Origin of the sequence: Yinghuangia sp. ASG 101, from assembly GCF_021165735.1 — a bacterium.
GTDB lineage: Bacteria > Actinomycetota > Actinomycetes > Streptomycetales > Streptomycetaceae > Yinghuangia.
Genome location: NZ_CP088911.1, coordinates 8,196,829 through 8,220,998, shown reverse-complemented (window position 1 = coordinate 8,220,998; position 24,170 = coordinate 8,196,829). Strand labels below are relative to the sequence as shown.

The following is a 24,170-nucleotide window of genomic DNA, read 5'->3' as shown; positions in this document are numbered from 1 at the left end:
CTCCCGGGGCCGGGCCTCCCGGCTCCTGCCCGGCCGCGCCGCCGGGCACCGACGGCAAGCGACGGGACGGGACGACCATGCCCCTGCAAGGCGAGTACGAGCCGAGCCCCCAGGCCTGGGTGCGCAACCAGGTCGAGGAGTACGAGAGTTCGGGCGGGACGAAGGGCACCACGATAAGGGGGATGCCGGTCGTCGTGATCACGAGCCGCGGCGCGAAGTCCGGGAAACTGCGCAAGTCCCCGGTGATGCGCGTCGAGCACGACGGCGTCTACGCGATCGTCGCCTCGCTCGGTGGCGCGCCGAAGCACCCGCTCTGGTACCACAACATCGTGGCCGACCCCCGGGTCGAGCTCCAGGACGGGCCGGTGCGGCAGGACATGGCGGCCCGGGAGATCACCGGCGACGAGAAGGCCCTGTGGTGGGAGCGCGCGGTGGCCGCGTACCCGGACTACGCCGACTACCAGAAGAAGACCGAGCGCCCGATCCCGGTGTTCCTGCTGGAGCCGGTGCCCGGCGGGCACTGACCGCGGCACGCACGCCGGATGGCGACGGGAGCGGGCGCACCAGGCCGCCCGCTCCCGTCGCCCGGGTCAGTCGGTCTGGCCCGTGATCAGTGCGGCGTGCATGCCCGCGTCGGCGTGGAGGTTGACGCCGTTGAGGTACGCCGCGGCGTCCGAGCCCAGGAAGGCCAGGATCAGGGCGATCTCGCGGGCGGTGGCGGGCCGGCCGTTGCCCTGGCGGACCGCCCAGTCGACGATTTCGTCGGTCATGGTGGCGCGGAAGTCGGCCAGCAGCGGCGTCCCGACCGGGTTCGGGCACACGCTGTTGACGCGGACGCCGTCGCGGATCGCGGCGCGCGCGGCGTACATCGTGTGGAACTGCGCGCACTGCTTGGAGAGTCCGTAGGGGTCCTCGGCGAGCTTCGGGTGCGCGGCCAGCCACGCGTGGGCCTCGTCCCAGTCGTCGATCGCCATGAGCGCGGCCAGTTCCTCCTGGTTCGCCTGCCAGCCGATGCCGGCCATCGACGAGGTGCCGACGACGGCGCTCCCGGCCTGCATGCGGTCGGCGAGGCGCTGGTGGAGGCGGCGCGGGGCGAGGAAGTTGACGCTGAAGACGACGGGGGCGGGCTGGGTCGCGGCGACTCCGGCGTTGTTGAACAGCACGTGCACCGGCCCGTCGACCGCCGAGGCCGCGGCCTCGACACCCGCCTCGGTGGACAGGTCCGCGGCGATGCCGCGGTCGTGCGGGCCCGAACAGGCGTTGCGGTCGATCGCGGTGACGTGCTCGGCGCCGAGTTCGGCGAGCACGTCCAGCAGTGCCGCGCCGATGCCGGAGGCGGCTCCGGTCACGACGACGCGCTTGTTCCGGTAGCCGAACGGGTTCGTCACGGGACGGGCCTCCATCAGGTGGGTGTGCCGAAAGGTGTCAGCGCGGAGGGAGTTCCAAGGTTCCCGGATCGCGGATCGCGGCACAGGCGTTGGCGGCCATGGGGGGGCCATGCGGGGCCATGCGGGGCCATGGGCCGGTGTCGAAGGCGTCGCGGGCGGCGGCCACGGCCGCGTCGGTGTCGGCGGTGGTGCCGGCGGGGGCGCGGCCGATCACCTCCTTGGTGGCCGAGGAGGTGACGTCGAAGCCTTCCGTACGGGCTTGCGGGGTCCACCGGCCGCCGATGTACGGCTCGTTCGGGTGCTTCACCGTTCTCCTCTCGGGTGGTCGGAGTCGGCCGACGCGTGGGGGCGGGCTTCGGAGGCCGCGCGGTCCAGGTAGGCCTGGCGCAGCGGGAGCTTGTAGAGCTTTCCGGTGTCCAGGCGGGGCAGTCGCGCGCGGAAGTCGACTATGCGGGGCACTTTGGGCCCGGCTAGGTGTTGCCGCACGAACGTCCGCAGTTCCTCGGCGAGTTCGGGGGTGGGCCGGACGCCCTCGGCGGGTTGGACCACGGCGTGGACGTACTCGCCCATCTCGTCGTCGGGGAGGCCGAAGACCGCGACGTCGGCGACGTCGGGGTGCAGGACCATGCGGGCCTCGATCTCGGCGGGGTAGATGTTGACGCCGCCGGAGATGATCGTGAACGCGCTGCGGTCGGTCAGGAACAGGTAGCCGTCGTCGTCCAGGTAGCCCAAGTCGCCCGTGGAGTACCAGTGTTCGTGGTGTGGATGGCGGGCGGACCGGGTCTTGGCGGGATCGTTGTGGTATTCGAAGGGGGCCGCGTCCCGTGCGAAGTACACCGATCCCGTTGCCCCGGCGGGCAGTTCGCCGCCGTCGGGGCCGCAGATCCGCGGGGTGCCGAGGATGGGCCGGCCGACCGTGCCGGGATGGGCGAGCCATTCCTCGGAGGTGGCGACGGTGGTGCCGATGCCCTCGGTCGCCGAGTAGTACTCGGTGACGATCGGGCCGAGCCAGTCGATGAGTTCGCGTTTGGCGTCGACCGGGCAGGGGGCGCCCGCGTGCACCAGCGTGCGCAGGCTGGACAGGTCGTACGCGCCGCGCACCCGGGCCGGGAGCTTCAGCAGGCGGATCAGCATGGTGGGCACGGCCTGGAGGTGGGTGACGCGCTCGCGCTCGATGACCGCGAGCATGCCCTCGGCGTCGAACTTCTCCATCACCACGAGCGTGGCGCCGAGTTCGTGCACACCGCGCACCCATCCCAGCGGCCCGGCGTGGTAGAGCGGCGCCGGGCACAGGTAGACCGCGTCCCGGTCCATGCCGGCGACGCGGCGGCACATGGCCGCGCTGCGGACTCCGGTGGGGTCGGCGACGTCGAGGCCCAGGAGGGGGCGCCGAATTCCCTTGGGGCGCCCGGTGGTTCCGGACGAGTAGAGCATCATCTCGCCGCGCGGCTGGTACGACGGCGGCTCCCCCGGGTACGCCGCCACGGCCTTCTCGTACGGCTCGAAGCCGTCCGCCGTGCCGTCGATCATCAGGCGGATCCGGCAGTCGGTGCCCCGGACCGCGTCGCAGGCCGCGTGCGCGAGCCGGTGGGTCGCCACCAGCGCCGCCGCTCCCGCGTCGCGCAGGATGTACGCGGCCTCCTCCGCCGTCGCGTGGCGGTTGATCGCGGTGAGGTGGAGGCCCGACCGCATCGCGGCCCACAGCACTTCGGTGTAGCGGATGTGGTTCTCCGCGAGAAGGGCCAGGACGTCCCCTTCGCGCAGCCCACGGTCGTACAGCAGCCGGGCCAACCGGGCGGAGCCTTCGTCGAGTTCGCGGTAGGTGACGGTCTCCCGACCGCCCGCCATGACCACGGCGGGCTTGTCGGGGGTGACGGCCGCGTGGGTCCCCGGATACATGTGTCCCCTGTCTGGGAGGGCGGAGCCGCCGGGCGCCGGGGGTGTCGGCGGCGCCCGCTCCGGCCGTGCGGCGCGTGCGGCGCGTGCGGCGCCTCGGAGCGTCGGGAGTTTCAGGCCGTCGGGAGCCTCAGGACGTCGAGCGCGTTGTCGCGCGCGACGCGGCGCAGGTCGCGGTCGTTCAGGTTGCCGAGTGATTCGGCGACGAAGTCGGCCGGTGCCGCGACGCCTTCCGCGTGGGGCCAGTCGGATCCCAGCAGCAGGCGGTCGGTGCGGATCTCGCCGAGGAGGCTGTCGACGTCGTCCTCCCAGAACGGGGTGACCCACACGTGCTCGCCGAAGACGTCGCGGGGGTGCTCCTTGAAGTACCCGGGGTTGCGGTTCGCGGCGTCGTCGATGCGGTGGAGCAGGTCGGGGATCCATCCCGCGCCGTTCTCGACGCTGGCCATCCGCAGGCGGGGGAACCGCTCGAACAGCAGGTGCGACAGCGCGGCGCCGTAGAAGTCGGTGACCGCGCGGCCCTTCGTGACGACTCCGCGCAGCGGGGTGCGCAGCACCGACTGCTCGCTCGATCCCGGCTCCCACATCTGCACGAGCGCGTCGTAGCCGTCGTTGCCCGCGTGCGTCGCCACCGCGACGCCGGACTCCTCGGCCAGGCCCCAGAACGCGTCGTACGCCGCGTCGAACGGCGACCGGTAGCCGCCCGGCACCGGCACGGGCGCGTTGCGGATGTTCACGACCGCGGCCCCGCGGTCGAGGACCGCGCGCAGTTCGGCGACGGCGTCGGCGGGGTCGAGCAGCGGGATGTAGGGCACCGCGTACATCCGGTCCCGGTAGCGGTAGCCCCAGTCCTCGTCCAGCCACAGGTTGAACGCGTGGAACACGGCGGCGCAGGCCTCGGGGTCGGCCTTCAGCGCCTCCTCCAGGCCGACGCCGAGGGTGGGGAACAGCAGGGTTCCGGCGACCTGTTGCGCGTCGAGCGCGCGCAGCCGCGCCTCGCGGTCGCGGTACTCCGGGCGGATCGGCTCCAGTGCGCCGAACGCCTCGCGGATGGACTGGCGCTCCGGGTTGCCCCGGTACCACGCGTACAAGGCTCCGGGGCGCGCCACCGGATCGAACGTCGGGTTGGCGATGTAGCCGTTGACCACCCCGCCCACGACCAGCCGCCGCCGGCCGTCGATGTCGGCCCAGCGCACGCCCCGGCTGCCCAGGGAACGGTCCTGGTGCCTGGTGAAGGCGTCCTCAGCCTCGTAGTAGTGGCTGTCGAAGTCGAAGATCCACGCGTCCTGTTCCACGGGTCTATGACACCTCGTGCGCGACACGCTCGTCAATATCGACATCAAAATCAACTCACGACACCGCCACCGCCCGCTCCACGCACGTCGCTTCGATTTAAGCTGATTCAACTATTCTAATAACATCAATTCAAAGCTATCGTGCCCATCGCAAGCGGCGGACGGGCCCGCTCCGGGGGTCGGACCGGCCGCCGACCCCGGCCTCAAGAGCGTGCGCACCGCCGCCCTTCGGGACGGGGACGCGCGGGTGATCCACGGGTCGCATGCGGCGGGCCGGATCACTTCGGGGTGAGCCGGGCGGCGGCGTCGACCGCGGGGACCTCCGCACCGCTGCCCGCCGGGACGGGACGCGGGGGTGTTCGACGGGTCGCACGTGGCGGGCGGGCTCAGTTGGGAGCGGGCCGGGCGGCGGCTTCGGCCCCAGGACCCTCCGCACCACCGCCCGCCGGGACGGGAACGCGGGGGATCGACGCGTGGCAAGTGGCGGGCCGGGAGGGCCGGGAGGGCCGGGCGCAGGCTTCCACCGCGGAGCCCTCCGCACCATCGCCCGCCGGAGTGGGGACGCGTGGGTGTTGACGGGTCGCAAACCTTCGTCGTCGGCGGATTCCCGGCCGACCACGGGGTCGTCGTGTGGCGGACCGGACGCGGCGGCCGGGCGCCTTCGGGGGCCGGATTCGGGCGCGACGCGGCGCGCACCCGCGGATCCTCCGGGCCCGGCACCGGCACTTGCTAGTTTCGGCTGGCCGGCACGGCGGCGCGGCACGCGCGAGGATCGATCGCTCAACCGACGAGGACACCGATGGCAACGTCTGATTCCAAGCGGCGCGTCACGGCGACGGACGTGGCCCGCGCCGCGGGCGTCTCCCGCGCCACCGTGGGGTTCGTCCTCAACGAGACTCCCGGACAGTCGATTTCGTCCGAGACCCGCCGCCGGGTGCTCGACGCCGCGGGCGCGCTCGGCTACCGGCCGAGCAGTTCGGCGCGCACCCTCGTACGGGGGCGCAGCGACGTCTTGCTGCTGGTCATGCCCGACTGGCCGGTGAACGAGATCCTGGCGCGGTTTCTGGAGCGGCTGTCCGGTCTCCTCGACGAGGCCGGGTACTGCCTGGTGGCGTGGGTGCCGCCGGCGAACCCCCGGACCCGGCCGCTGTGGGAGTCGATCGACGCGGACGCGGTGCTGGGCTTCGCGATCTTCGACGAGGAGCGGGTGGCCGCGCTCGAAGCCAACGGCTTCACGAACATCTTCCCCACGCGGCGGGACGTGCCCCGGCTGGACGATTCCGGTTTCACCGCCGCGTCGCGGCTCCAGGTCGATCATCTCGCCGAACTCGGGCACCGCCGGGTGGCGTTCGCGGGGGCGGGGGATCCGCGGCTGGCGGAGTTGGAGGAGTACCACCTCGGCACCATCCGCGCGCGGGCCGCCGCGTTCGGGGTCACGATCGTCGACGCGCGCCCGGTGAGCCCGCGCGGCGATTCCGCCGCGCACGCGGTGCGGGCGTGGCTCGACGCGGGGTGCACGGGCGTGATCGCGTACAACGACGAGACCGCGGCGACCGTGATCGCGGCGGCGCTGCGGCTGGGGGTGTCGGTACCGGGCGATCTGTCGGTGGTGGGCCACGACGACAGCCCGCTGGCCGAGTTGTTCGTGCCCGGGATCACCAGCGTGCGGCCGGACGTCGAGGCGCTGGCCCGGGAGATCGCGGCGGAGGCGCTGCGGGTGGTCGGGGCGCCGCCGATCGCACGGGTCGATGCCGAGGTCGTCGTGCACGTGCGGGCGTCGACGGGACCGCCGGGCGGCGGCTGACTCCCGGGTGGGCCCGGCGGCTCGGGGCTCGGGGCTCGGGGCTCGGCGGCCACGAATATCAATATCGATGTCGACATAGATGGCCGGTCGGGGCTATCGTCGGCGCTCCGGAGCCGTCGGGCCCGCGCGCCGACCCGTCGCGAGGCGCCGCCCGCCACGGCACTCTCGGCGGTACGAAAGGTGGTCCCGTGGCCCCAACTCCCTCCTCCGGCCCCGCCCCCGCCGGTCCGCCCCGCCCCTTCGGGGTGGGTGTGATCGACACGCTGGTCGGGTTCCCGCAGGACCCGGCGACGCTCTACCGGCAGATCCGGGCGTCGCTGCGCGACAAGGAGTCGCGCGAGGACTTCGCGATGCCGGCCGCGTACATGTTCCACGACATCCCCGACAGCCATGTCCCGGACGACGTCGACCCGGTCGGGCTGGTGCTCGGCGAGATGGACCGGCACGGCGTGGACGTCGCCCTGGTCAGCGTGAGCGCGAATCCCGAGGTGGCCGGCCGCGCGCTGTCCGAGCACCCCGAGCGGTTCGCGGGCGCGTGGACCTGCGACCCCAACACGGGCATGGACGGCATCCGCGCACTGGTGCGCGCCCACGAGCGTTGGGGCATCCGGGCCGCCGCGGTGATGCCGCACGGCACACTGCCCCAGGTCGCGATCGACGCCCCGCAGATGTATCCGATCTACGCCAAGTGCGTCGAGCTGGGCATCCCGGTGTTCGTGACGGTGGGCATCGCGGGGCCGCGCGTGCCGTCGATGGTGCAGCGCGTCGAGCTGATCGACCAAGTCATGTACGACTTCCCCGAGTTGGTCTTCGTCATGCGGCACGGCGGCGAGCCCTGGACCGAGTTGGCGGTCAAGCTCATACTCAAGTGGCCCAACCTGTACTACTCGACCAGCGCGTTCGCCCCCCGGTACTACCCGCCGGAGATCATCGACTACGCCAACACGCGCGGCCCGGACAAGGTCATGTACGGGGGCTACTTCCCGATGGGCCTGACCCTCGACCGGATCACGGCGGAGTTCGCGCGGGTGCCCCTGAAGGACGACGTCTGGCCGAAGTTCCTGCGGCACAACGCCGCTCGCGTGCTCGGGCTGCCCGACGGCGGCTCGTCGGCGCGGCCCTGACCACGCGCACCGCCCCCGAACCGCCCTTCCCCCGAGGGCGGTTCGGGGGCGGTGCGCGTGGTCAGCGTCCGACCCACCGCGGGGTGCGCTTCTCGATGAAGGCCCGCGCACCCTCCCGGGCGTCCTCGCTGTCGACGATGGTCCGCACCGCCGCCGAGATCATGTCCCAGTCGGCGTCCGGGATTTCGGCGGCCATGAGCCGCTTGGTGGTCCGGACGGCCAGGGGACCGTTCGCGGCGATGCGCTCGGCCAGGGCCAGGGCGGACGCGCGTACCTCGGACGCCGGTACGACCAGGTTGGCCAACCCCATCTCGCGCAGCCGCGCCGCGGTGACCAGGTCGCCGGTCAGGCCCAGCTCCAGGGCGAGCGGGAGGGGGATGCGCCGGGGCAGGCGGGTGCCGCCCCGGGCCGGGATCTGCCCCCCGGCTCACCTCGGGCAGGCCGAACCTCGCCGTCTCGGAGACCACCAACAGGTCGCAGGCCAGGGCGAGTTCGAAGCCTCCGCCGACGGCCGTGCCGTTGATGGCGCCGATCAGGGGCTTGGGGAAGGTGCGTTGGACGAAGATGTCGATGCCGGGGCCGGGGATGTTCTTGACCGTGCCCGCGGCCCAGGCCTTCAGGTCCATCCCGGCGCAGAACGTCCGCTCCCCCGCCGCGGTCAGGACCACCGCGCGTACGGCGTCGTCCTCCTCGGCGTCGCGGAAGGCGTGGCCGAGCCCGGCCTGGGTCTCGGCGTCCAGCGAATTGGCCGCCTCGGGGCGGTTGATGGCGATCACGGCGACGGAACCGTGGCGTGCGACGTCGACGGACATGTGTCTCCGCGCGGTGGGGTGTCCTGGGGTCGTCTCGCTCACTTCGGCGGAAAGCGGAGGGCGCCGTCGAGGCGGATGTTCTCTCCGTTGAGGTACGGGTTGCGCACGATCGACCCGACCAGGAGCGCGAACTCCTCGGCCGGCCCATGCGTTTGGGGAACTGGATGGTCTCGACCAGGCGCGTCTTGAGGGCGTCGGACGCGCCGAGCATGACCGGGGTGCCCATCGTGCCCGGTGCGATCGCGCACACCCGGATGCCGGCCGGCGCGAGGTCGCGGCCCATCGGCGGGCTCATGCCGAGGATGGCGGCCTTGGCCGCGGCGTACGCGAGTTGCCCGGTCTGCCCCTCCAGGCATGCGATCGAGGCGGTGTTGACGGCGACGCCACGCTCGCCGTCGTCGGTGGGCTCGTTGCCGGCCATCGCGGCGGCGGCCAGCCGCGCGACGTTGAAGGTGCCGACCGCGTTCATCTCCAACACGTCGACGAAGGCCGCCTTGTCGTGCGGGGTGCCGTCCCGGACGACGGTCCGGGCCATCGCGCCGCCGCCCGCGCCGTTGACGACGACGGAGAAGGTGCCGAGCGCCCGCGCCGCCGCGATCGCCGCGGCCACGTCGCCGTCGTCGTTGACGTCGCCGCCCGCGGCGACGGCCGGGCCGCCCACCTCGCGGGCGAGTGCCGTGGCCCGGGGCTCGTCGCGGTCGAACGGTCACCTCCGTGGGGACGCGGGGGTGACACGCGACGGGGTGGCTCAGGTGACCGCGCCGACGACCTTCAGGTCGAGCACTTCCTCCTCGGTGAGCCCCAGCTCCCCCAGGATCTCGTCGGTGTGCTCGGCGAACAGCGGGCCACGGGTCGGCTGTGCCGCGGTGCGGTCGAACTGCACCGGGTTGCCGACGAGTTGGCGCGTCCTGCCCTCGGCGTCCACGACATCCGCGATCTGCCCGTTGGCGCGCAGCGACACGTCGTGACCCAGTTCCCAGGTGTTCTGGACGACGGCCCATTGGCCCTCGATGCCGGTGAGAATCGCGACCCACTCGTCCTTGGTGCGGCCCGCGATGACCTCGGCGACGATGTCGCCGGCCTCCCCGGCATGGGCCATCAGGCCCTCGGCCGTGGCGAAGCGCTCGTCGGCGGCGAGGTCGCCGCGGCCGACCGCGGCGCAGAACTCCGGCCAGTAGCGGGCGGGTTGGAGCATGTTCAGCATGATCCAGCGGTCGTCGGCGGTGCGGTACGTCGCCACGAGGGGGTTGGTCGCGGCACCCCGGCTCCCCGGCTCCGGCTTCGGCAGCGGGCCGCCGGCCATCAGCGCGAGGTTGACGCTGAGTTGCGTCGCCCACGCCCCCACGCCCAGCAGCGACACATCCACGACCGGGGCGTGACCGGTCCGCGCGCGGGCGAACAGCGCCGCGGCGATGCCGCCCGCGATCGTCATTCCGCCGATGGAATCGCCGTACGCACCCGCCGGCTGCTGGGTGATGCCGTCGGCACCGGGCCGCGTCAGGTAGTCGGCGGCCCCGCTGCGGGCCCAGAACGCCGTCGAGTCGTACCCGCCCTTGTCCGCCTCCGGGCCCGCGTGCCCGAAGCCGCTGCCCAGCGTGTACACGATGTCCGGATTGATGGCACGGATGTCCTCGATGTCGATGCCGAGCCTCGCGCGCGCACCGGGCAGGAAATTCGTCAGGAACACATCGCTGCGACGCACCAGTTCGTGCAGGACCCGCTTCGCCTCCGGCTTCTCCAGCGACAGCCCCAGGCTCCGCTTGCCCCGGTTCGGGCCGTCCATCAGCGGGGCGAAAGTCGTGCCCTCCGTCGAGACGTTGTGGCTGAACACCTTCACGATCCCGCGCTGCGCGTCGCCCTTCTCCGCGTGCTCCACCTTGACCACATCGGCGCCCCAGTCCGCGAGCACGGCGCCGGCCGCCGGGACGAAGGTGAACTGCGCGACCTCCAGGACCCGCACACCCGCCATGGGCTTGAACACTGGGCCACCCCTCTCGCCGTCCCTGCCGCATCGACATCAGGTTATATGTAGAACTATCGAAATCAACGGGTGTCGGCCAGATGATTCGACTGATCTCGAAACTTGCGCGAACTCCGGCGCGGCACGGCCCGTATCCGAGCGAAGACATGCTGATGGAAGCCCTGGGGGCGCCACCACCCTTACGGCCCGTGACCTGCACGAACGGTTCGCGGAGGGATGCGGTAAGTTGATACTTAACGAATCATTTCAGGGAGGCACCATGTCCCAGGAACCGGCGGAGCCCGCGCAGGTCTTTCGCGCGCTGGGCGACCCGATCCGGCTGAGCATCGTCCGGCAGATCGCCGCCTCGCAGGAACTCGCGTGCAGCGCGTTGGAGGACACCCTTCCCGTGTCCAAGCCGACGATCTCGTACCACACGAAGATCCTCCGGCAGGCCGGGATCATCGAAGTCCGCAAGAACGGACGGAACTTCTTCTACACGCTGCGCGGTGAGACCCTCGACGGGCTGATCGGCGAACTGCAGTCGCTCGCCCCGGGCCCGCGGCCCGTCACGGAGACCCCGCCGTCCCGCCGGAGCAAGCGCGCCAAGCCCGCTGCCGCGGCGGAAAAGCCCCTGAAACTCGCCTCGGGCGACGACGGCGCACGGCCGACGACGCCGCTTCTGACCTGGTAGCCCGCACCTCCGCCCGCATGCCGTCCCCGACGCGTCCGCCACGCGTCCCCGCCGACGGCGAACCTCCGGCGGAGCCGACCCTCGACCACCGCCTCGGCGGCGGCGCCCGCACAGCCGTCCACGTCCGCGCATCGGCGTTCGGCGGCTGCGGCCCGCCGCTTCGACGGGCGCTCGGGCTTCGACGATCACTCGCTACTAGTAGGTGCTAGTACTGGTGCCGAAAGGCTAATACGTCGCCCTACCCCGCGCAAGGTATTCCCACGAGGCAGGCGAATCCACGGCCTCCGCGCAGCCACGCACCCACGCACCCACGCACCCACGCACCCACGATGGGCCTGCCCCGCGCCCCACCCGTGGCACTCCCTCGCCGCCACACCCGGCGGCGCGCGCCGCCCACTCCATGCGCCCCTCGGCGCCTGCTTGTTGACTCCCTTGATTCCCCGCGACGAGTGTCCGCCGCAGTGGCGGGTGCCCCGGCGGGCCCGCTCGCAGCCCGCCCCGATGTGCCCGTCGCCCGCGCCGACCCCGTCATGACTCCTCAGGGTCTCCCCCTCCCGCGACCCTCCGCGTCAAGCACCCGACGCCGACAGGCACGTGTCGCCCCGGCGCGGCCACGGACCCGGAATCCTGTGGCGCCCACGGGATTCCGCGCTCGGCGGCATGCGCGGCTCACCGCCGCGGCAGGCCCAAGCCGCGTTCCGCGATGACGTTGCGCTGAATCTCGTCCGTACCGCCGCCGAGCCGCAGGCCCGGGGCGAAGAGGAGGCGTTCGATCCAGGGTGCGGCGAGCGGGTCGTCGGTGACGGTGGCCGCGGTGCCCAGCAGGGTCATCGCGGCGTCGGCGGTGAGGCGGGCGTGTTCGGAGTAGAGGAGTTTGGTCACCGGGCCGGCCGCCGCGACGTCGTGACCGGCGGCGACGCGGGAGCGCAGGAGGTCCAGGACGCGTTCGCGGATCACGGCCGCGCCCAGCAGGTCCTGCGCCGCGGGGTCGTCGGCGGCGCCCAACCGGTGGACCAGGCCCGCGAGTTGGGTCGCGGACCGGGCGCTGGTGCCGCCCCCGATCGCGGCGCGTTCGCTGGCGAGCATGGTCTTCAGCACCGCCCACCCCTCCCCGAGGCCGCCGATCAGACCGGCCTCGGGGACGAACACGTCGTCGAGGAAGACCTCGTTGAAGTGGTAGGCGCCGGACATCTGTCGCAGCGGGCGTACGTCGACGCCGGGGTGGGCCATGTCGAGCACGAAGCACGACAGGCCCGCGTGCCGTGTGTCCTTGCCGCCGGTGCGGGCGATGAGCAGGGCGTACCGCGCGCATCCGGCGTTGGACGTCCAGACCTTCTGGCCGGTGACCGACCAACCCCCGTCCGTGGGCGTGGCCTTGGTCTGGGCACCGGCCAGATCGGAGCCCGCGCCGGGTTCGGAGAGCAGCTGGCACCAGACGTGTTCGCCGCGCAGGATCGGCGGGAGGTAGGTGACCCGCTGGTGGTGGGTGCCGTGCCCGAAGAGGACGGCGGGGACCATTTCGAGGGCGACGGCGAACATCTTCGTCGAGACGCCCCACGCGGCCTGTTCCTCGGCCACGGCGTCGTCCTGCCAGGCGGGCGCGTCCTGCCCGCCGCAGTCCCGGGGCCAGGACCGGCCCGCAAACCCGGCGTCGAACAGGCGGCGCTGCCAGGCGCCCGTCACGGTGCGCGCGTGGGTCTCCTGGGCGTGGTAGTCCTCGGCGGTGTCGGCACTGACGACGTGGACGGCGGAGAAGTCGCCGGGGGTGCCCTTGCGGGGTGCGTTGGCCACGAACCACGCTCGGACGCGGGCGCGGAACGCCCGGCGGTCCGCGGCGTCGGGTTCGGGTGGGTTCGACATGCCGGGTTTCGCCTCCGCGGGAGGGACGGGCCTGGGGACCGGGACAAGCTCTGGGACCGGGGCTGCCTGCGTACGGCCTGCCGCAGGGGCCGCACTGTGCGCTCAGCCGCCGCGTGCCTCCACCATCGCGCCGCGGCTGACCTTGGTGGCGGCGCTGCGGGGCATCGCGGCGACGCACTCGACGGTTTTCGGGACCTTGTAGGCGGCGAGGCGGCTCTTGGCGAACGCGATGACCTCCTCGGCGGTCGGTGGCGCGTCGTGGTCGACGGGTTCGATCACGGCGTGCACGCGGCGTCCCCATTCGGGGTCGCGCAGGCCGATCACGACGACGTCGGCGATTCCCGGGTGGTCGATGAGGGCGTGTTCGACCTCGGCGGGGAAGACGTTGGCGCCGCCGGTGATGATGAGGTCGACCGCGCGGTCGCGCAGGTAGAGGTAGCCCTCGTCGTCGAGGTAGCCCATATCGCCGGCGGTCTGGAACCCGTCGTCGGTGGCCGCCGCGCGCTGGTCGGAGCCGAGGTAGGTGTAGCTCCCGCCGTGCGGCGTGCGCAGGTAGACGCTGCCGGTCTCGCCCGTGGGAACGGGTTTGCCGTCGGCGTCGAGGATGCGGATCTCGGTGTCCTGGAACCCCCGGCCGACGCTGCCCTCGTGGGTGAGCCATTCGTCGCCGCGCAGGGCGGTGAGGCCGAAGCCCTCGGTCATGCCGTATGCCATGAAGATGCGTTCCGGGCCGATGAGTTCGGCCCAGCGGCGGACGAGCGACGGGGGCATGGGTGCGGCGCCCTGCAGGAACCACTGGAGGCTCGACAGGTCGCGGCTGCCGATGTCGGGCAGGTCGGCGATGCGCTGGAGCATCGTGGGGGTGGCGGTGAACGTGGTCACGCGGTGGCGCTCGATGAGGTCGACGACGCGGGCGGCGTCGAACTTCTCCATGATGACGAGCCGGTCGCCGCCGAGCAGGTTGACCAGCGTCGAGAAGCCGTTGGTGTGGTACATCGGCGCGAGGACGAGGATGGTCTCGGGCCGGGGTATCGGCTGCCACAACTGGGCGAACGGTGTCGCGCGGAACTCCTCGAAGACCGCGGGCCGTTCGGTGACGATCACCTTGGGCGAGCCGGTCGACCCGCTACTGCAGATGCCGAAGACCTGGGGTGAGAGGGCGTCGGGGAGGTCGGGTTCGGGGTCGTCCGCCGTGGCCCGGAGCCACGGGAGGTCGGCCGGGCCGACGTGCAGTTCGGCGTCGACCACCCGTTGCACGCGGGACAGTTCCCATTCGGGCAGGTCCCAGCGCACCGGGACGGGCACCGCGCCGAGCTTGTACGCCGCGAGGGCGGAGAAGACGAACTCCGGTGTGTTGCGGAGGCTGAGCGAGAGCCGGCCGGCGTGGCGCAGCCCGCGGGCGGCGAACGCGGCGGCGAGCCGGCAGGCGCGGCCGTGCGTCTCGGCCCAGGTGAACGAGACGTCGTCACCGTCGATCAGGCCGAACGTCAGGGCGATGTCGGTGGGGCGTTCCTCGGCCAGTCTCGCGACCCGCCGACTGTAGCTCTCGGGGCTTCCCGTGTTCTCCAACGTTGCCTCCCGTGGTGGCTTGCCCCCGTGTCAACGCATGTCCATGGATGTCAATGCTTGTCCGCGCTTGTCAACCCCCGCAGCGGACCGGGTCGAGCGTCGCGGGCCCGGCCGTCGTATCCGCCTCGACCCATTATCAAAGTCGATGTCGACATCATATTATGCGCGCATGCCCGACTTCACGCCATGGGACGACGCCGCCGTCCGCGCCACCCTCGCCCGCTACTGCCACCGATGCGACGACGGCGACTTCGCGGGGTGGCGGCGCTGTTCACCCCGGACGCGGTCTACGCGTACGGCGACCGCGTGGCCCGCGGCCCGTCCGAACTGGTCGCGTTCCTCGACGACTCGCAGGGACGCCCCGAGCAGCGCGGCAAGCATCTGACCGTCAACTGCGTCGTGGAACCCGACGACGACCACGTGCGCGCGGTCTCGGACTTCGTCTTTCTGCGGCACGACGAACGCGGCCTGGTGCCCGCCGTGGCCGGCCGCTACCGCGACCGGCTCGTCAGGACCGACGGCCTGTGGCTGATCGCCGAGCGGCTGATCGAGCGGTTCGGCGCGTAGCCGATATTGCCATTTCCAAAAATTTAAGATTGCCTCACTATTTGTGGCGGAAGGCGGGGACGCATGGGGCTGGTGGACGGACGCAACGCGGTGGTGACAGGCGCCGCTCGGGGGATCGGGTACGAGATCGCCGCGGTCCTGTGCACGCACGGCGCGCGGGTCGTGGTGGCCGACCGGGACGCCGAGGCCGCCCGGGCAGCCGCCGCACGCCTGACCGGGGCCGGCGGCCGAGCCGTCGCGGTGACCTGCGACGTGACGGTCCCCGAGGACGTCGACGCCGCCGTGCACACGTGTGTCTCGGCGTACGGATCGCTCGACATCCTGGTCAACAACGCGGGCGTCACGCGCGACGCGACGCTGCGCGAGATGACCTTGGACGACTTCGAACTCGTCGTGGACGTCCACCTCAAGGGCGCCTGGCTCGGCCTGCGCGCCGCGTCGCTGGTGATGCGCGAACAAGGCCGGGGCACGATCGTCAACATCTCGTCCCTCTCGGGCAAGATCGGCAACCCCGGGCAGACGAACTACGGCGCGGCGAAGGCCGGCGTCGTGGGCATGACCAAGGCCGCCGCGAAGGAGCTCGGCCACCTGGGCATCCGCGTCAACGCCGTGCAGCCGGGCCTGATCCGCACCGCGATGACCGAGGCCATGCCGCCGCACGTGTGGCAGGCGAAGGAACGCGAGGTCCCGCTCGGCCGCGCCGGCGAGCCGGTCGAGGTCGCGAACGCGGTGCTGTTCCTCGCCTCGGATCTCGCGAGCTACATCACCGGGACGGTCGTGGAGATCTCCGGCGGCCGAGGCATCTGACCGAAAGGAAGCCGAGACATGAGCCACATCCTGTACGAGGCGGCGGACCGGGTCGCGGTCATCACCCTGAACCGGCCCGAGGTCGCCAACGCCCAGAACGTCGAGCTGCTGGACGCGCTGGACGCGGCCTGGACACGCGCCGAGGAGGACGACGACGTCCGGGTGATCGTGCTGCGGGCCAACGGGAAGCACTTCTCGTCCGGCCACGACATCAAGGGCGCGGGCGGTTCGACGGGCGGGAAGTACACGCTCGAACAGATCGTCGCCTACGAGACACGCCGCTACCTGGGCTACTGCCTGCACTGGCGCAACGTGCCCAAGCCGTCCATCGCCGCCGTGCAGGGCAAGTGCATCGCGGGCGGCCTCCTGCTGTGCTGGCCGTGTGACCTGATCGTCGCCGCCGAGAACGCCGAATTCTCCGACCCGGTCGCGCTCATGGGCATCGGCGGGGTCGAATATCACGGGCACACCTGGGAGTTGGGCGCCCGCAAGGCCAAGGAGATGCTGTACACCGGGCGCTCGGTGACCGCACGCGAGGCCGAACAGGCGGGCATGGTCAACCGGGTCGTCCCGCTCGACAGCCTCGACGCGGAGACCATGGACCTGGCCCACCGCATCGCGCAAATGCACCCCTTCGCCCTGCGTCAGGCCAAGCGCGCGGTCAACCAGACGCTCGACATCCAGGGCTTCCACGCCGCCGTCCAGTCCGTCTTCGACATCCACCAGACCGGCCACGGCAACGCACTGAGCACGGTCGGGTATCCGGTCATGACCCAACTGGGCGGCATGAAGGAACGACTCAGAAACCGCTGACGCACCCCCGCCCACCGACACGACGCGGACCGGGCACACACCGACGGGCCCGCGTCGTGCCCCGGCAACCAGGCGAGAGCCGCCGCGTCGGAGGGAAGCTCGGCGCGCGGTGGTCGGGTGGCCGTGCCGGCGCGTGATCGGCGGCTCGCCGTGGCGCGGTGGGGCGTTGTCGGGAGCCCCGGTGGTGGGCTTTGTGCGCCGTGGCGGGTGACGGATTTGTGGGCGGAGGGGTGTGCCCGTCGTCATCGGGGCTCGTCGCGTTCTCCGGCCCGCCCCGCGGCCCTTCGCCGCGCTGCCCCCGCTCCGGCCCACTCCCGGGACGACACCACCCGAGCGCCGCGCGCTGCGCCCGCCGTCGCGGCTCCCGGGCCAAACCGGCCCGTCCCACCATCGCAACGCCCGGCCCCCGCCCACCGCCGCGCGGCGACCAGCCGATCGCGCGCCGACGCAGCCGTACGCTCAAGCCGCCTGCGCGGCGCCCGGCGACCGGCGTTGTCCCGGCACGCCGGCCGTGCGTCTCATCGCGTGCCCCGCTTGATCCGGTTGAACGGGATGCCCCGGTCCGGGGCGTATTCGCGTGGCATGCCGAGCAGGCGTTCGCTGATGATGTTGCGGGAGATCTCGGTGCTGCCGCCGCCGAGGCTGGCGGTCTGGCGGCTGAGGTAGGCGAGGCCGGCGACGCCGACGTGGCCCGGGCCCGAGGCCTCCCCGACCGCCGCGCCGGCGCCCGCGATGCGCAGGGCGATGTCCTCGCGGTTCTGGGCGCATTCGGCGTGGAACAGCCGCAGCAGGGACGACGCGGGGGGCGGCAGGTGTCCCTCGGCGATGCCCGCCGAGACACGCGCGACGAGCCGGCTGTCGACGATCGACCGCGCGATGACATCGCCGAGCAGGGTGCGGACGGCGGGGTCGTCGGCGCGGCCGGTCAGCCGGGCGATGGTGAACGGGTTCCCCACCGGGCGGGTCGGCGGTATCCCGTGGCCGCTCACGTACGGGGACCCGCCCCCGACGGCGTTGCGCTCGTGGAACAGTTGCCGCGACGCGACGGTCCAGCCCTCGCCGACCCGCCCGACCACGGCGGACGCGTCCACGCGGACGTTGTCGAAGAACTCCTCGCAGAATTCCGTGGATCCGTCGACCATGCGGATGCGGTTGACGGTCAGGCCGGGCGCCTTCGTGGGCACCAGGAACATCGTCAGCCCCTGGTGCTTGGGCTGTTCGGGGTCGGTGCGCGCGAGGCAGAGCCCGTAGTCGGCCGCGTACGCCGAGGTGCTCCAGGTCTTGGCTCCGTTGATCACCCAACCGTCGCCGTCCCGCTCGGCACGGGTCAGCAGACCGGCGAGGTCGGAGCCGCCGCTCGGCTCGGAGAGGAACTGCACGAGGGCCTGTTCGCCGCGGATCGCCGCAGCGATGTGGGTGCGCTTCTGCTCTTCGGTGCCGAGGTCGAGCAGCGTCGCGCAGCAGATGCTGAACGTGGGGGTGTTGAGCAGGAACGGCATCTCGTAGTCCGCGGATTCCTCCGTGAACGCCTCCTGGTGGGCGCGGGAGAGGCCGAGGCCGCCGTACTCCTTCGGGAAGCAGATGCCGGCGAACCCACCCGCGTACAGCTTCTGCTGCAACTCACGGGCTCGCAGCCAGAGTTCGTCATCGTCGCCGGGGAGGCGCTGGGGCGCGTCATGATCGAGGCGCGGCATGGCGGCGGCGAGCCAGGAGCGGGCGCGGGAGCGGAATGCCTCGACGCTTTCGGTGGGGCTCATGGTGCGGCCTCTCGGAGTGCGGCGGAGACGGCGGACTCGGCGTGTTCGGCGGCGTCGGCGAGGTCGGCGAGACGTCGGCGGTGGTCGTCGGGGGTGCCGTACAGGGATTGGTCCACCGTGGCGCGGCGCAGGAACAGGTGCAGGTCGTGTTCCCAGGTGACACCGATGCCGCCGTGGATCTGGACACAGTCCTGGAGGATGCGCAACGCCCGCTCGCCGACGAACACCTTGGCGGCGCTCACGAGTTGGGGGGCCTCGTCGGTGCGCTGCCCGACGGCCGCGGCGGCGGCCTCGGTGATCGCCCGGCAGGCCTCGAGCCACGTGCGCATGTCGGCGAAGCGGTGTTTGAGGGCCTGGTACGACGCGATCGGGCGGCCGAAGGAGTAGCGGTCGAACGCCCATTGGACCGTGGTGTCGAACATCGTGGTGAGGCCGCCGCAGACCTCGGCGCATTGGACGACCAGCGCGGTCTGGAGCTGCCGTTCGATGACGTCCGCGTCGCCGGGACGGCCGACGACAGCGCCCGCGTCCACCCGCACGCCGTCGAAGCGGACGGTGCCGAACGCCCGGGCGAGGTCGAGGCTCCATTGCGGGGCGACCGCGACGCCTTCGGCCGTTGCCGGAACGAGGATTTGCACGGTGCCGTCGGGGGTGGCGGCGGTGACGAGGAGGAGGTCGGCCTGGGAGGCGGCCTCGACGCGGTCCTTCGTGCCGTCGATGCGGAACCCTCCGCCGTCGACCGGTGTCGCGGTCACCCCGGGCCGGTGGGGCGACCACGGTGCCCCGGGCTCGTAGACGGCCCATGTCGCGATGCTCTCGCCGGACATTAGCGAGCCGATCGTGTCGGTGTGGTCGGGGCCGGTGCCGTGTGCGGCGACCAGGCCGGCCAGCACCACGTTGGTCGGCAGGAGGGCTCCGGGGGCCACCCCGGCACCCAACTGCTCGGCAAGCAGGGCGAGATCGCGTGTGCCGTCGTCGGAGATGGTGCCGCCGCCCAGTTCCTCGGGGACGAGCAGGGCGGTCCATCCCAGGTCCGCGGCACTCGTCCACCAGGCCCTGTCGAATCCGGCGAATTCGCCCCCGTCGGGGCGGCGTATCCGGTCGAGGGGGTACTCCTTCGCCAGGAACTCCTTGGCGGTCGCCAGAAACATCCTGTGATCCGATGAGAGCCCGAACTCCATGCTGGATTCCTTCGGTTCGCCGGCACTCGTGAACAGAAAACAATCAGACGCAGCGTATTTGACGATTTGATGCAAGTAAATCAATACGCGGCGTGCGCTGCGCCACCTGGGGCCGGACCCGGCGCGCGATACTTCGATGAATTGTCCTTCTTCGAACTATACGCTAGCGTGACGGCACGGAGGCACGGGTCGGGCCCGCCCACCGGCGCCCCAAGGGCGAAAGGGGCCCGACACGCACCCGGACGCCGTGATCCCCAGCCGACCTGCGGACTCCGGACGAGCACGTGAGGATCATGGTGCGCCCCCCAAGAGCGGACCCGCCGCGACCGGACCGCAACCAGTCGGCACGGGGACGTGGGAACACACGTCCCCGTGCCGGGTTGTCCGGCGTTGCCGCGGTGTCATCCGCCGCCGAGGTAGGCGTCGCGGACGTTTTGGTTGGCGCGGATGTGGGTGGGGGTGCCTTCGGCGAGGGTTTGGCCGAGGTTGAGGACGATGATGCGGGTGGCGTGGTTCATGACGAAGGCGACGTCGTGTTCGACGAGGGACCGCAGGCCACCCCAGCCCCTGGTTCACCTCGTAGAACACGAGCGCGGACAAGAACGCGGTCGCCCCATGCGCGAAATTCAGCACCCCCGACGCCGAATACGCCAACACAAGCCCCGAGGCCAACAACGCATAGATCGCCCCCGTGACCAAACCGCTGACGACGAACCCAACCAGCTCACTCATGTGCCGACGACGCTCCCTCGAAAATGTAGACGGCCCCGGATTCACACCCACCACGACGACAGACGTCACGTCCACGCACGGACAACAGGCGTGCGCCCGTGCCCACCCGAGACCAACGGCACCGGCAGCCCGGTCACTTGTAGGGCATGGTGGGGTAGCACTTGAGCGGCGACGAGATCTCGTAGCTGTCGCCCTTGACCTGGAGCAGCGAGCCGCAGCCGAAGGACTGCGTCCGGGCTTGCGGGAACTTGCGGTCACCCACCAGGTCGGAGTGGTCCTGGAAGTTCGCGGCGGCGGCCTGGAACGAGGCCACGCTCAGGTCCGAGCCGGCCTTCTTCGCGATCTCGACGAACAGGTCGGCGGAGTTCCAACCGACCATCATCGACTGGTTCCAGTCGGTCACCGGCGAGCCCTTGGCCTTGTCGATGTACTCCTTGAACTTCACCATCCCCGGGACCGTCGACTCGAACGGCTGGTCCTGGCTGAGGAAATGGACGCCCTGGAGCGCCTCGCGCGACGCGGGCTGGTCGAGGAGTTGCGGGGCGAAGCCGCTGGAGTCGGTGATGATGCCCTGGAACCCGGCCCGCCGGAGCGACCCGATCAGGTTGATGTTGGTCGGTGTCGCGATCATCGGGGCGATGATGTCCGGGGGGTTGCCGTTGTTGCTCTTCATGATCTCGCCGACCCACGGGCTCCAGTCGGTCGGCGGCGTGGTGCTGGGGACGGTGGCCTTGGCGTACGAGACCGTGAATCCGGCGTGCGGGAAGACCTGTGCGTACATGCTCAGGCCGATCTTGGCCGAGTCGGAGTCCTGCGCGACCAGTGCCACCGTCTTGCCCTGGGCGCTGCCGCCGACGAGGGGGACAAGTGCCTCGGCCCACGTGGTGGGGATGACCCCGCCCGGTGCCGGGGTGAGGCACCCGTTGTAGCCGATGCCGTATTCCTTGTCGCAGTAGGCGGGTCCGGTGCCCCAGCCGATGTACGGCGTCTTGTTGGTGTTGAGGAACTCCCCGGCACCGCTGAAGACGACGGTGTTGACCGGGACGACCGCGAACACGTGCTCCTGCTGGACGAGTTTGCGCACCGCGGTGGTGGTGCGTCCGGGGTCCTGGCCGTCGTCCTCGGCACCGATGTAGTCGACCTTGCGGCCGTTGATGCCGCCTTCGTCGTTGGCCATCATGAACCTGGCCTTGGCACCGAGGTCGGCGTCCCCCTTGCTGGCGCCCGTGGTGCTGGTCTTGGAGACCACACCGCCGATCTTGATCGGCTCGTCGGACGCCAATGCCCCGGCGGAGCCGCCCTTGTCGTTCTTGTCGGTGGTCGCGGAGTTGCAGCCGGCGATCAGCAGCACGGGCACGATCACCAGGCTCGCGGCCCGGAGAAGACGTCTCAAAATTCCTCCTGACGACGTCGGGCGGGTTGCCCGGACGGTGTTTCCTGGTCGACCCGACGGGGATCTCGCGGCGGCGCGAGGGTGGCGTCGGGTGTCGTCCGTGCCCCCACACGGGACGAGCAGTCGGTTGGTCCGGCCGGGCCGGGGCCTCGTCCGCCCTCCGTGTCGGGCGGGCGGGTTCGCCGAGGCCGCGGCGGGCGCGGCGCGGGGTTGCGGATGGCTCGGGCCCTGGTCGGCGGACTTGGTCGCGGTGGACGTGCCGGTGGCGACGAAGGCGTGGTCTCCGGATGGCCCGTGGTGCGTGGTTCGGGGGTTCCGGGAGAGCAGCCCGGGTGGTCGCGGCGACGGCCCCCGATCCGTCGTCGCGGAAGTGGTCCCGACCGTTGAGGTGTCGGTTTCGGCGCGCATGCGCGATGATCGGTGCCGCGGATCATCGCGCCTTTAACTTATGTCGACGTCGACTTTGACATTCGGGATGTTAGCCATCCCACATTCGGACTGGCAAGAGCCGTCCGCCCATCACCCGCAAGCCCGGCGGGGCCACGGCCCTTCGGCCGCGGCCTCGCCGACCGGTCGCGCGTCAGACGCTCCGCACCGCGTTGGCGACCAGACCGAGCGTCTCGGCACCGCGCGGCAGGGCCGTCGCGTCGAGGGTCAGGAAGCCGTGGATCTGGCCGGAATACACGTGCAGGTCGACGGAGACCCCGGCCCCCGCCCCAACAGGTCGGCGTACGCGAGGCCTTCCGCGAGCAGCGGATCGCAGCCGCCGAGGAGCAGCGTCGTCGGCGGCGTCCCCGCCACGTCGGCGGGCAGCGGGGCCAGGGTCGGGGTCCGTGTGGGGCGTGGGGTCGGGCGCGTAGGGCTCGGTGAACCACGCGAGGTCGTCGTCGGTCAGCGGCCACTCGTGCCCGAAGAGACCGCCGCCGACGGGTCGACGGGCAGCCCAACTCCCGCATGCGGGCGACCAGTTGCTCGGCGTCGGCGTCACGCGTCCGCGGCGCCGACAGGTTCTCCCAAGGGTTCATCGCGCCTTCCCTTGATCGCACCGGCCTGTAGGATGGACAGATGTCCAAGGCTATGGGACGAGCGTCCAACTCCAGGCACACCGAAGAGAAATCGGCCGCGGCCCCGGCCGTCGCGGCACGTGCCGAGCCCGCCCCGGGCAGGCGGTGGACGCCCAACCAGCAGGCGGCACGCTCGCGCATCGCGTCGGCCGCGGCCGGCCTGGTGGCGCGCTCGGGGCTCGCCGCGTGCACGATCCGCGCGGTCGCCGAGGAGTCCGGCCTGCCCAAGAGCACGGTCCACTACTACGTCGCCGACGCCGACGAGCTGGTGGACCTCGCCGTCCTGACCTCCATACGGCGCTTCGCGGACCACGCGACCGCGCGCATGGACGCGGAGCCGGACGGCGAAGGCGCGTTCCGCGCCCTCGTCCGGGCGTTCCTGGCGTCGCCGACGGACCCCGCGACGGTGACCAGCATGATGCTGTGGACCGCGTACACGGCACACGCCTGGCCCCGGGGCGCGCGCGACGAAGTGCTCGCCTGTTCCGAGACGATCCGCGTGCTCTTCGAGTCCGCGCTCGACCGCTGCGGCGTCCCGGACGCCGGAGAGCGCGCCCGCGCGGTGCACCTCTACCTGATCGGCGCCGTGCAGCACAGCATCGTCCAGGCGCTTCCCGACGCCGAGGTCGCCAAGGCCGTCTCGGCCCTCTCCGGCGTGTCCCTCGCCCCGGGCTGACTCCGCCCCGGCACCCGACCCTGGCCGAACGCCCTGACGGTCCCGAGGAGTTCGCACATGATTCCGTCGACCACGGCCAGCGGGCCCGCGGCGCGCCGGAGAATCCTCGTGTCGTGGATCGAGGACCGCGTCGGCGACGACGCCGAACTGCCCGCCAAGGCCCTGCCCGACTGTCCGCCGATGGGCAAGCGCCTGCTCCAGGACGACGGCAGTCGGCCGCGGTGCCTGCGCCGCGACGACGTCGTCCTGGTCCGCGAGATGATCGTGCGCGTCGAGCCGGACGCGGTGGTCACGGCCTCGGGGCGCCACGAAGCCGACGTGATCGTGCTGGCCACCGGCTTCCGCGCCCACGAACTCCTCGCCCCGATGGACGTCACCGGCCGGGGCGGCGTGCGGCGACTGGCGCATGACCCACCGCGTCGACCCCGCGCAGTACCGCTTCGCGTGACCGCGCGTCCGGCGCGTACCAGTCCCGCACAAGACCGCGCATAAGACCGTCACCACACCAGCAAGGAGTTCGACATGCCCGAACGCGTGGCTCTTGTCACCGGCGCGGCGCGCGGCCAGGGCGCCGCGATCGTCCGCCGCCTGCGAGCGCGGGACTACGGTGTCGTCGCCGTGGACGTGACCCGACCCGAGTCCGACGATCCCTCGGTGGTCGCCCTGGCGGGCGACGTGCGCGGCGAGCGCGGCTGGGAGCGCGCGGTCGTCACGGGCAGCGAGTACGTCGTCGACGGGGGCCAGCTCCTGCGGATCTGAGGCGCGTCGCCGCCGGCGG

Annotated in this window: 22 protein-coding genes and 2 pseudogenes; 10 read left to right on the top strand and 14 right to left on the bottom strand. The window is 71.9% G+C overall.

Annotated features, from left to right (window positions below; genetic code table 11):
* Nucleotides 1-77: 77 nt before the first annotated feature.
* Nucleotides 78-524: a nitroreductase family deazaflavin-dependent oxidoreductase gene (locus LO772_RS35230; protein WP_231776106.1), complete on the top strand. Its 447-nt coding sequence runs from the start codon at nucleotides 78-80 to the stop codon at nucleotides 522-524.
* Nucleotides 525-590: 66 nt separating this feature from the next.
* On the opposite strand, the gene LO772_RS35225 is transcribed toward LO772_RS35230, so the two are convergent.
* The 4 genes from LO772_RS35225 to LO772_RS35210 form a co-directional block, all read right to left on the bottom strand.
* Nucleotides 591-1,388, bottom strand: a complete 798-nt coding sequence (locus tag LO772_RS35225) for an SDR family oxidoreductase (protein WP_231776105.1) — start codon at nucleotides 1,386-1,388, stop codon at nucleotides 591-593.
* 37 nt (nucleotides 1,389-1,425) lie between these two features.
* Entirely contained in the window at nucleotides 1,426-1,695 is a 270-nt protein-coding gene (locus LO772_RS35220; protein WP_231779844.1) for an aldehyde dehydrogenase family protein, read from the bottom strand.
* Nucleotides 1,692-3,287 (bottom strand): acyl-CoA synthetase, encoded by a 1,596-nt coding sequence (locus LO772_RS35215; RefSeq protein ID WP_231776104.1) that lies wholly within the window; start codon nucleotides 3,285-3,287, stop codon nucleotides 1,692-1,694. The genes LO772_RS35220 and LO772_RS35215 overlap by 4 nt, the downstream gene beginning before the upstream one ends.
* A 110-nt stretch (nucleotides 3,288-3,397) precedes the next feature.
* Nucleotides 3,398-4,579, bottom strand: coding sequence for an amidohydrolase family protein (locus LO772_RS35210; RefSeq protein ID WP_231776103.1), 1,182 nt, complete (start codon nucleotides 4,577-4,579; stop codon nucleotides 3,398-3,400).
* Between the two features lie 799 nt (nucleotides 4,580-5,378).
* Between LO772_RS35210 and LO772_RS35205 the strand changes: the two genes are divergently transcribed.
* Nucleotides 5,379-6,383 (top strand): LacI family DNA-binding transcriptional regulator, encoded by a 1,005-nt coding sequence (locus LO772_RS35205; RefSeq protein WP_231776102.1) that lies wholly within the window; start codon nucleotides 5,379-5,381, stop codon nucleotides 6,381-6,383.
* A 188-nt stretch (nucleotides 6,384-6,571) separates the two neighbouring features.
* A complete protein-coding gene (locus LO772_RS35200) occupies nucleotides 6,572-7,507 on the top strand; it encodes an amidohydrolase family protein (protein ID WP_231776101.1) in 936 nt (311 codons plus the stop codon).
* Nucleotides 7,508-7,568: 61 nt separating this feature from the next.
* On the opposite strand, the gene LO772_RS36035 is transcribed toward LO772_RS35200, so the two are convergent.
* The 4 genes and pseudogenes from LO772_RS36035 to LO772_RS35190 form a co-directional block, all read right to left on the bottom strand.
* Nucleotides 7,569-7,868 carry an enoyl-CoA hydratase-related protein gene (locus LO772_RS36035; protein ID WP_269453259.1) on the bottom strand — a complete coding sequence of 100 codons (300 nt, stop codon included), beginning with the start codon at nucleotides 7,866-7,868 and terminating at the stop codon, nucleotides 7,569-7,571.
* A 115-nt stretch (nucleotides 7,869-7,983) separates the two neighbouring features.
* Nucleotides 7,984-8,319 (bottom strand): annotated as a pseudogene (locus tag LO772_RS36030) (enoyl-CoA hydratase/isomerase family protein); the annotation flags it as partial.
* Between the two features lie 193 nt (nucleotides 8,320-8,512).
* Nucleotides 8,513-9,004, bottom strand: a pseudogene (locus LO772_RS36490) (SDR family NAD(P)-dependent oxidoreductase); the annotation flags it as partial.
* A 63-nt stretch (nucleotides 9,005-9,067) separates the two neighbouring features.
* Nucleotides 9,068-10,300, bottom strand: coding sequence for a CaiB/BaiF CoA transferase family protein (locus LO772_RS35190; protein WP_231776100.1), 1,233 nt, complete (start codon nucleotides 10,298-10,300; stop codon nucleotides 9,068-9,070).
* A 259-nt stretch (nucleotides 10,301-10,559) separates the two neighbouring features.
* Between LO772_RS35190 and LO772_RS35185 the strand changes: the two genes are divergently transcribed.
* A complete protein-coding gene (locus LO772_RS35185; protein ID WP_231776099.1) occupies nucleotides 10,560-10,973 on the top strand; it encodes an ArsR/SmtB family transcription factor in 414 nt (137 codons plus the stop codon).
* Nucleotides 10,974-11,642: 669 nt separating this feature from the next.
* Here LO772_RS35185 and LO772_RS35180 read toward each other — a convergent pair.
* Nucleotides 11,643-12,833, bottom strand: a complete 1,191-nt coding sequence (locus tag LO772_RS35180) for an acyl-CoA dehydrogenase family protein (protein ID WP_231776098.1) — start codon at nucleotides 12,831-12,833, stop codon at nucleotides 11,643-11,645.
* Between the two features lie 102 nt (nucleotides 12,834-12,935).
* On the bottom strand, nucleotides 12,936-14,402 hold the full coding sequence (locus LO772_RS35175) for a class I adenylate-forming enzyme family protein (RefSeq protein WP_231776097.1): 1,467 nt from the start codon (nucleotides 14,400-14,402) through the stop codon (nucleotides 12,936-12,938).
* A 234-nt stretch (nucleotides 14,403-14,636) separates the two neighbouring features.
* Between LO772_RS35175 and LO772_RS35170 the strand changes: the two genes are divergently transcribed.
* The 3 genes from LO772_RS35170 (at nucleotide 14,637) to LO772_RS35160 (ending at nucleotide 16,589) form a co-directional block, all read left to right on the top strand.
* Nucleotides 14,637-14,969 (top strand): nuclear transport factor 2 family protein, encoded by a 333-nt coding sequence (locus LO772_RS35170; protein ID WP_231776096.1) that lies wholly within the window; start codon nucleotides 14,637-14,639, stop codon nucleotides 14,967-14,969.
* A gap of 63 nt (nucleotides 14,970-15,032) precedes the next feature.
* Entirely contained in the window at nucleotides 15,033-15,776 is a 744-nt protein-coding gene (fabG, locus tag LO772_RS35165) for a 3-oxoacyl-ACP reductase FabG (protein ID WP_231776095.1), read from the top strand.
* A gap of 18 nt (nucleotides 15,777-15,794) precedes the next feature.
* The gene (locus tag LO772_RS35160) at nucleotides 15,795-16,589 is read left to right on the top strand and encodes an enoyl-CoA hydratase (protein ID WP_231776094.1); all 795 of its coding nucleotides are present in this window, start codon (nucleotides 15,795-15,797) and stop codon (nucleotides 16,587-16,589) included.
* Between the two features lie 518 nt (nucleotides 16,590-17,107).
* Here LO772_RS35160 and LO772_RS35155 read toward each other — a convergent pair.
* From LO772_RS35155 to LO772_RS35140, 4 genes are all read right to left on the bottom strand, one after another.
* Nucleotides 17,108-18,346: an acyl-CoA dehydrogenase family protein gene (locus LO772_RS35155; protein ID WP_231776093.1), complete on the bottom strand. Its 1,239-nt coding sequence runs from the start codon at nucleotides 18,344-18,346 to the stop codon at nucleotides 17,108-17,110.
* A complete protein-coding gene (locus LO772_RS35150; RefSeq protein ID WP_231776092.1) occupies nucleotides 18,343-19,497 on the bottom strand; it encodes an acyl-CoA dehydrogenase family protein in 1,155 nt (384 codons plus the stop codon). Before LO772_RS35150 ends, LO772_RS35155 begins: the two co-directional genes overlap by 4 nt.
* Before the next feature lie 431 nt (nucleotides 19,498-19,928).
* Nucleotides 19,929-20,045: a hypothetical protein gene (locus LO772_RS35145; protein ID WP_231776091.1), complete on the bottom strand. Its 117-nt coding sequence runs from the start codon at nucleotides 20,043-20,045 to the stop codon at nucleotides 19,929-19,931.
* 347 nt (nucleotides 20,046-20,392) lie between these two features.
* Nucleotides 20,393-21,652, bottom strand: coding sequence for an ABC transporter substrate-binding protein (locus LO772_RS35140; protein WP_231776090.1), 1,260 nt, complete (start codon nucleotides 21,650-21,652; stop codon nucleotides 20,393-20,395).
* 1,065 nt (nucleotides 21,653-22,717) lie between these two features.
* Between LO772_RS35140 and LO772_RS35135 the strand changes: the two genes are divergently transcribed.
* The 3 genes from LO772_RS35135 to LO772_RS35125 are packed head-to-tail and all read left to right on the top strand — an operon-like array spanning nucleotide 22,718 to nucleotide 24,151.
* On the top strand, nucleotides 22,718-23,392 hold the full coding sequence (locus LO772_RS35135) for a TetR/AcrR family transcriptional regulator (protein WP_231776089.1): 675 nt from the start codon (nucleotides 22,718-22,720) through the stop codon (nucleotides 23,390-23,392).
* A 57-nt stretch (nucleotides 23,393-23,449) separates the two neighbouring features.
* Entirely contained in the window at nucleotides 23,450-23,884 is a 435-nt protein-coding gene (locus LO772_RS35130) for a hypothetical protein (RefSeq protein WP_231776088.1), read from the top strand.
* Between the two features lie 30 nt (nucleotides 23,885-23,914).
* Entirely contained in the window at nucleotides 23,915-24,151 is a 237-nt protein-coding gene (locus tag LO772_RS35125; RefSeq protein ID WP_231776087.1) for a hypothetical protein, read from the top strand.
* Nucleotides 24,152-24,170 lie beyond the last annotated feature (19 nt).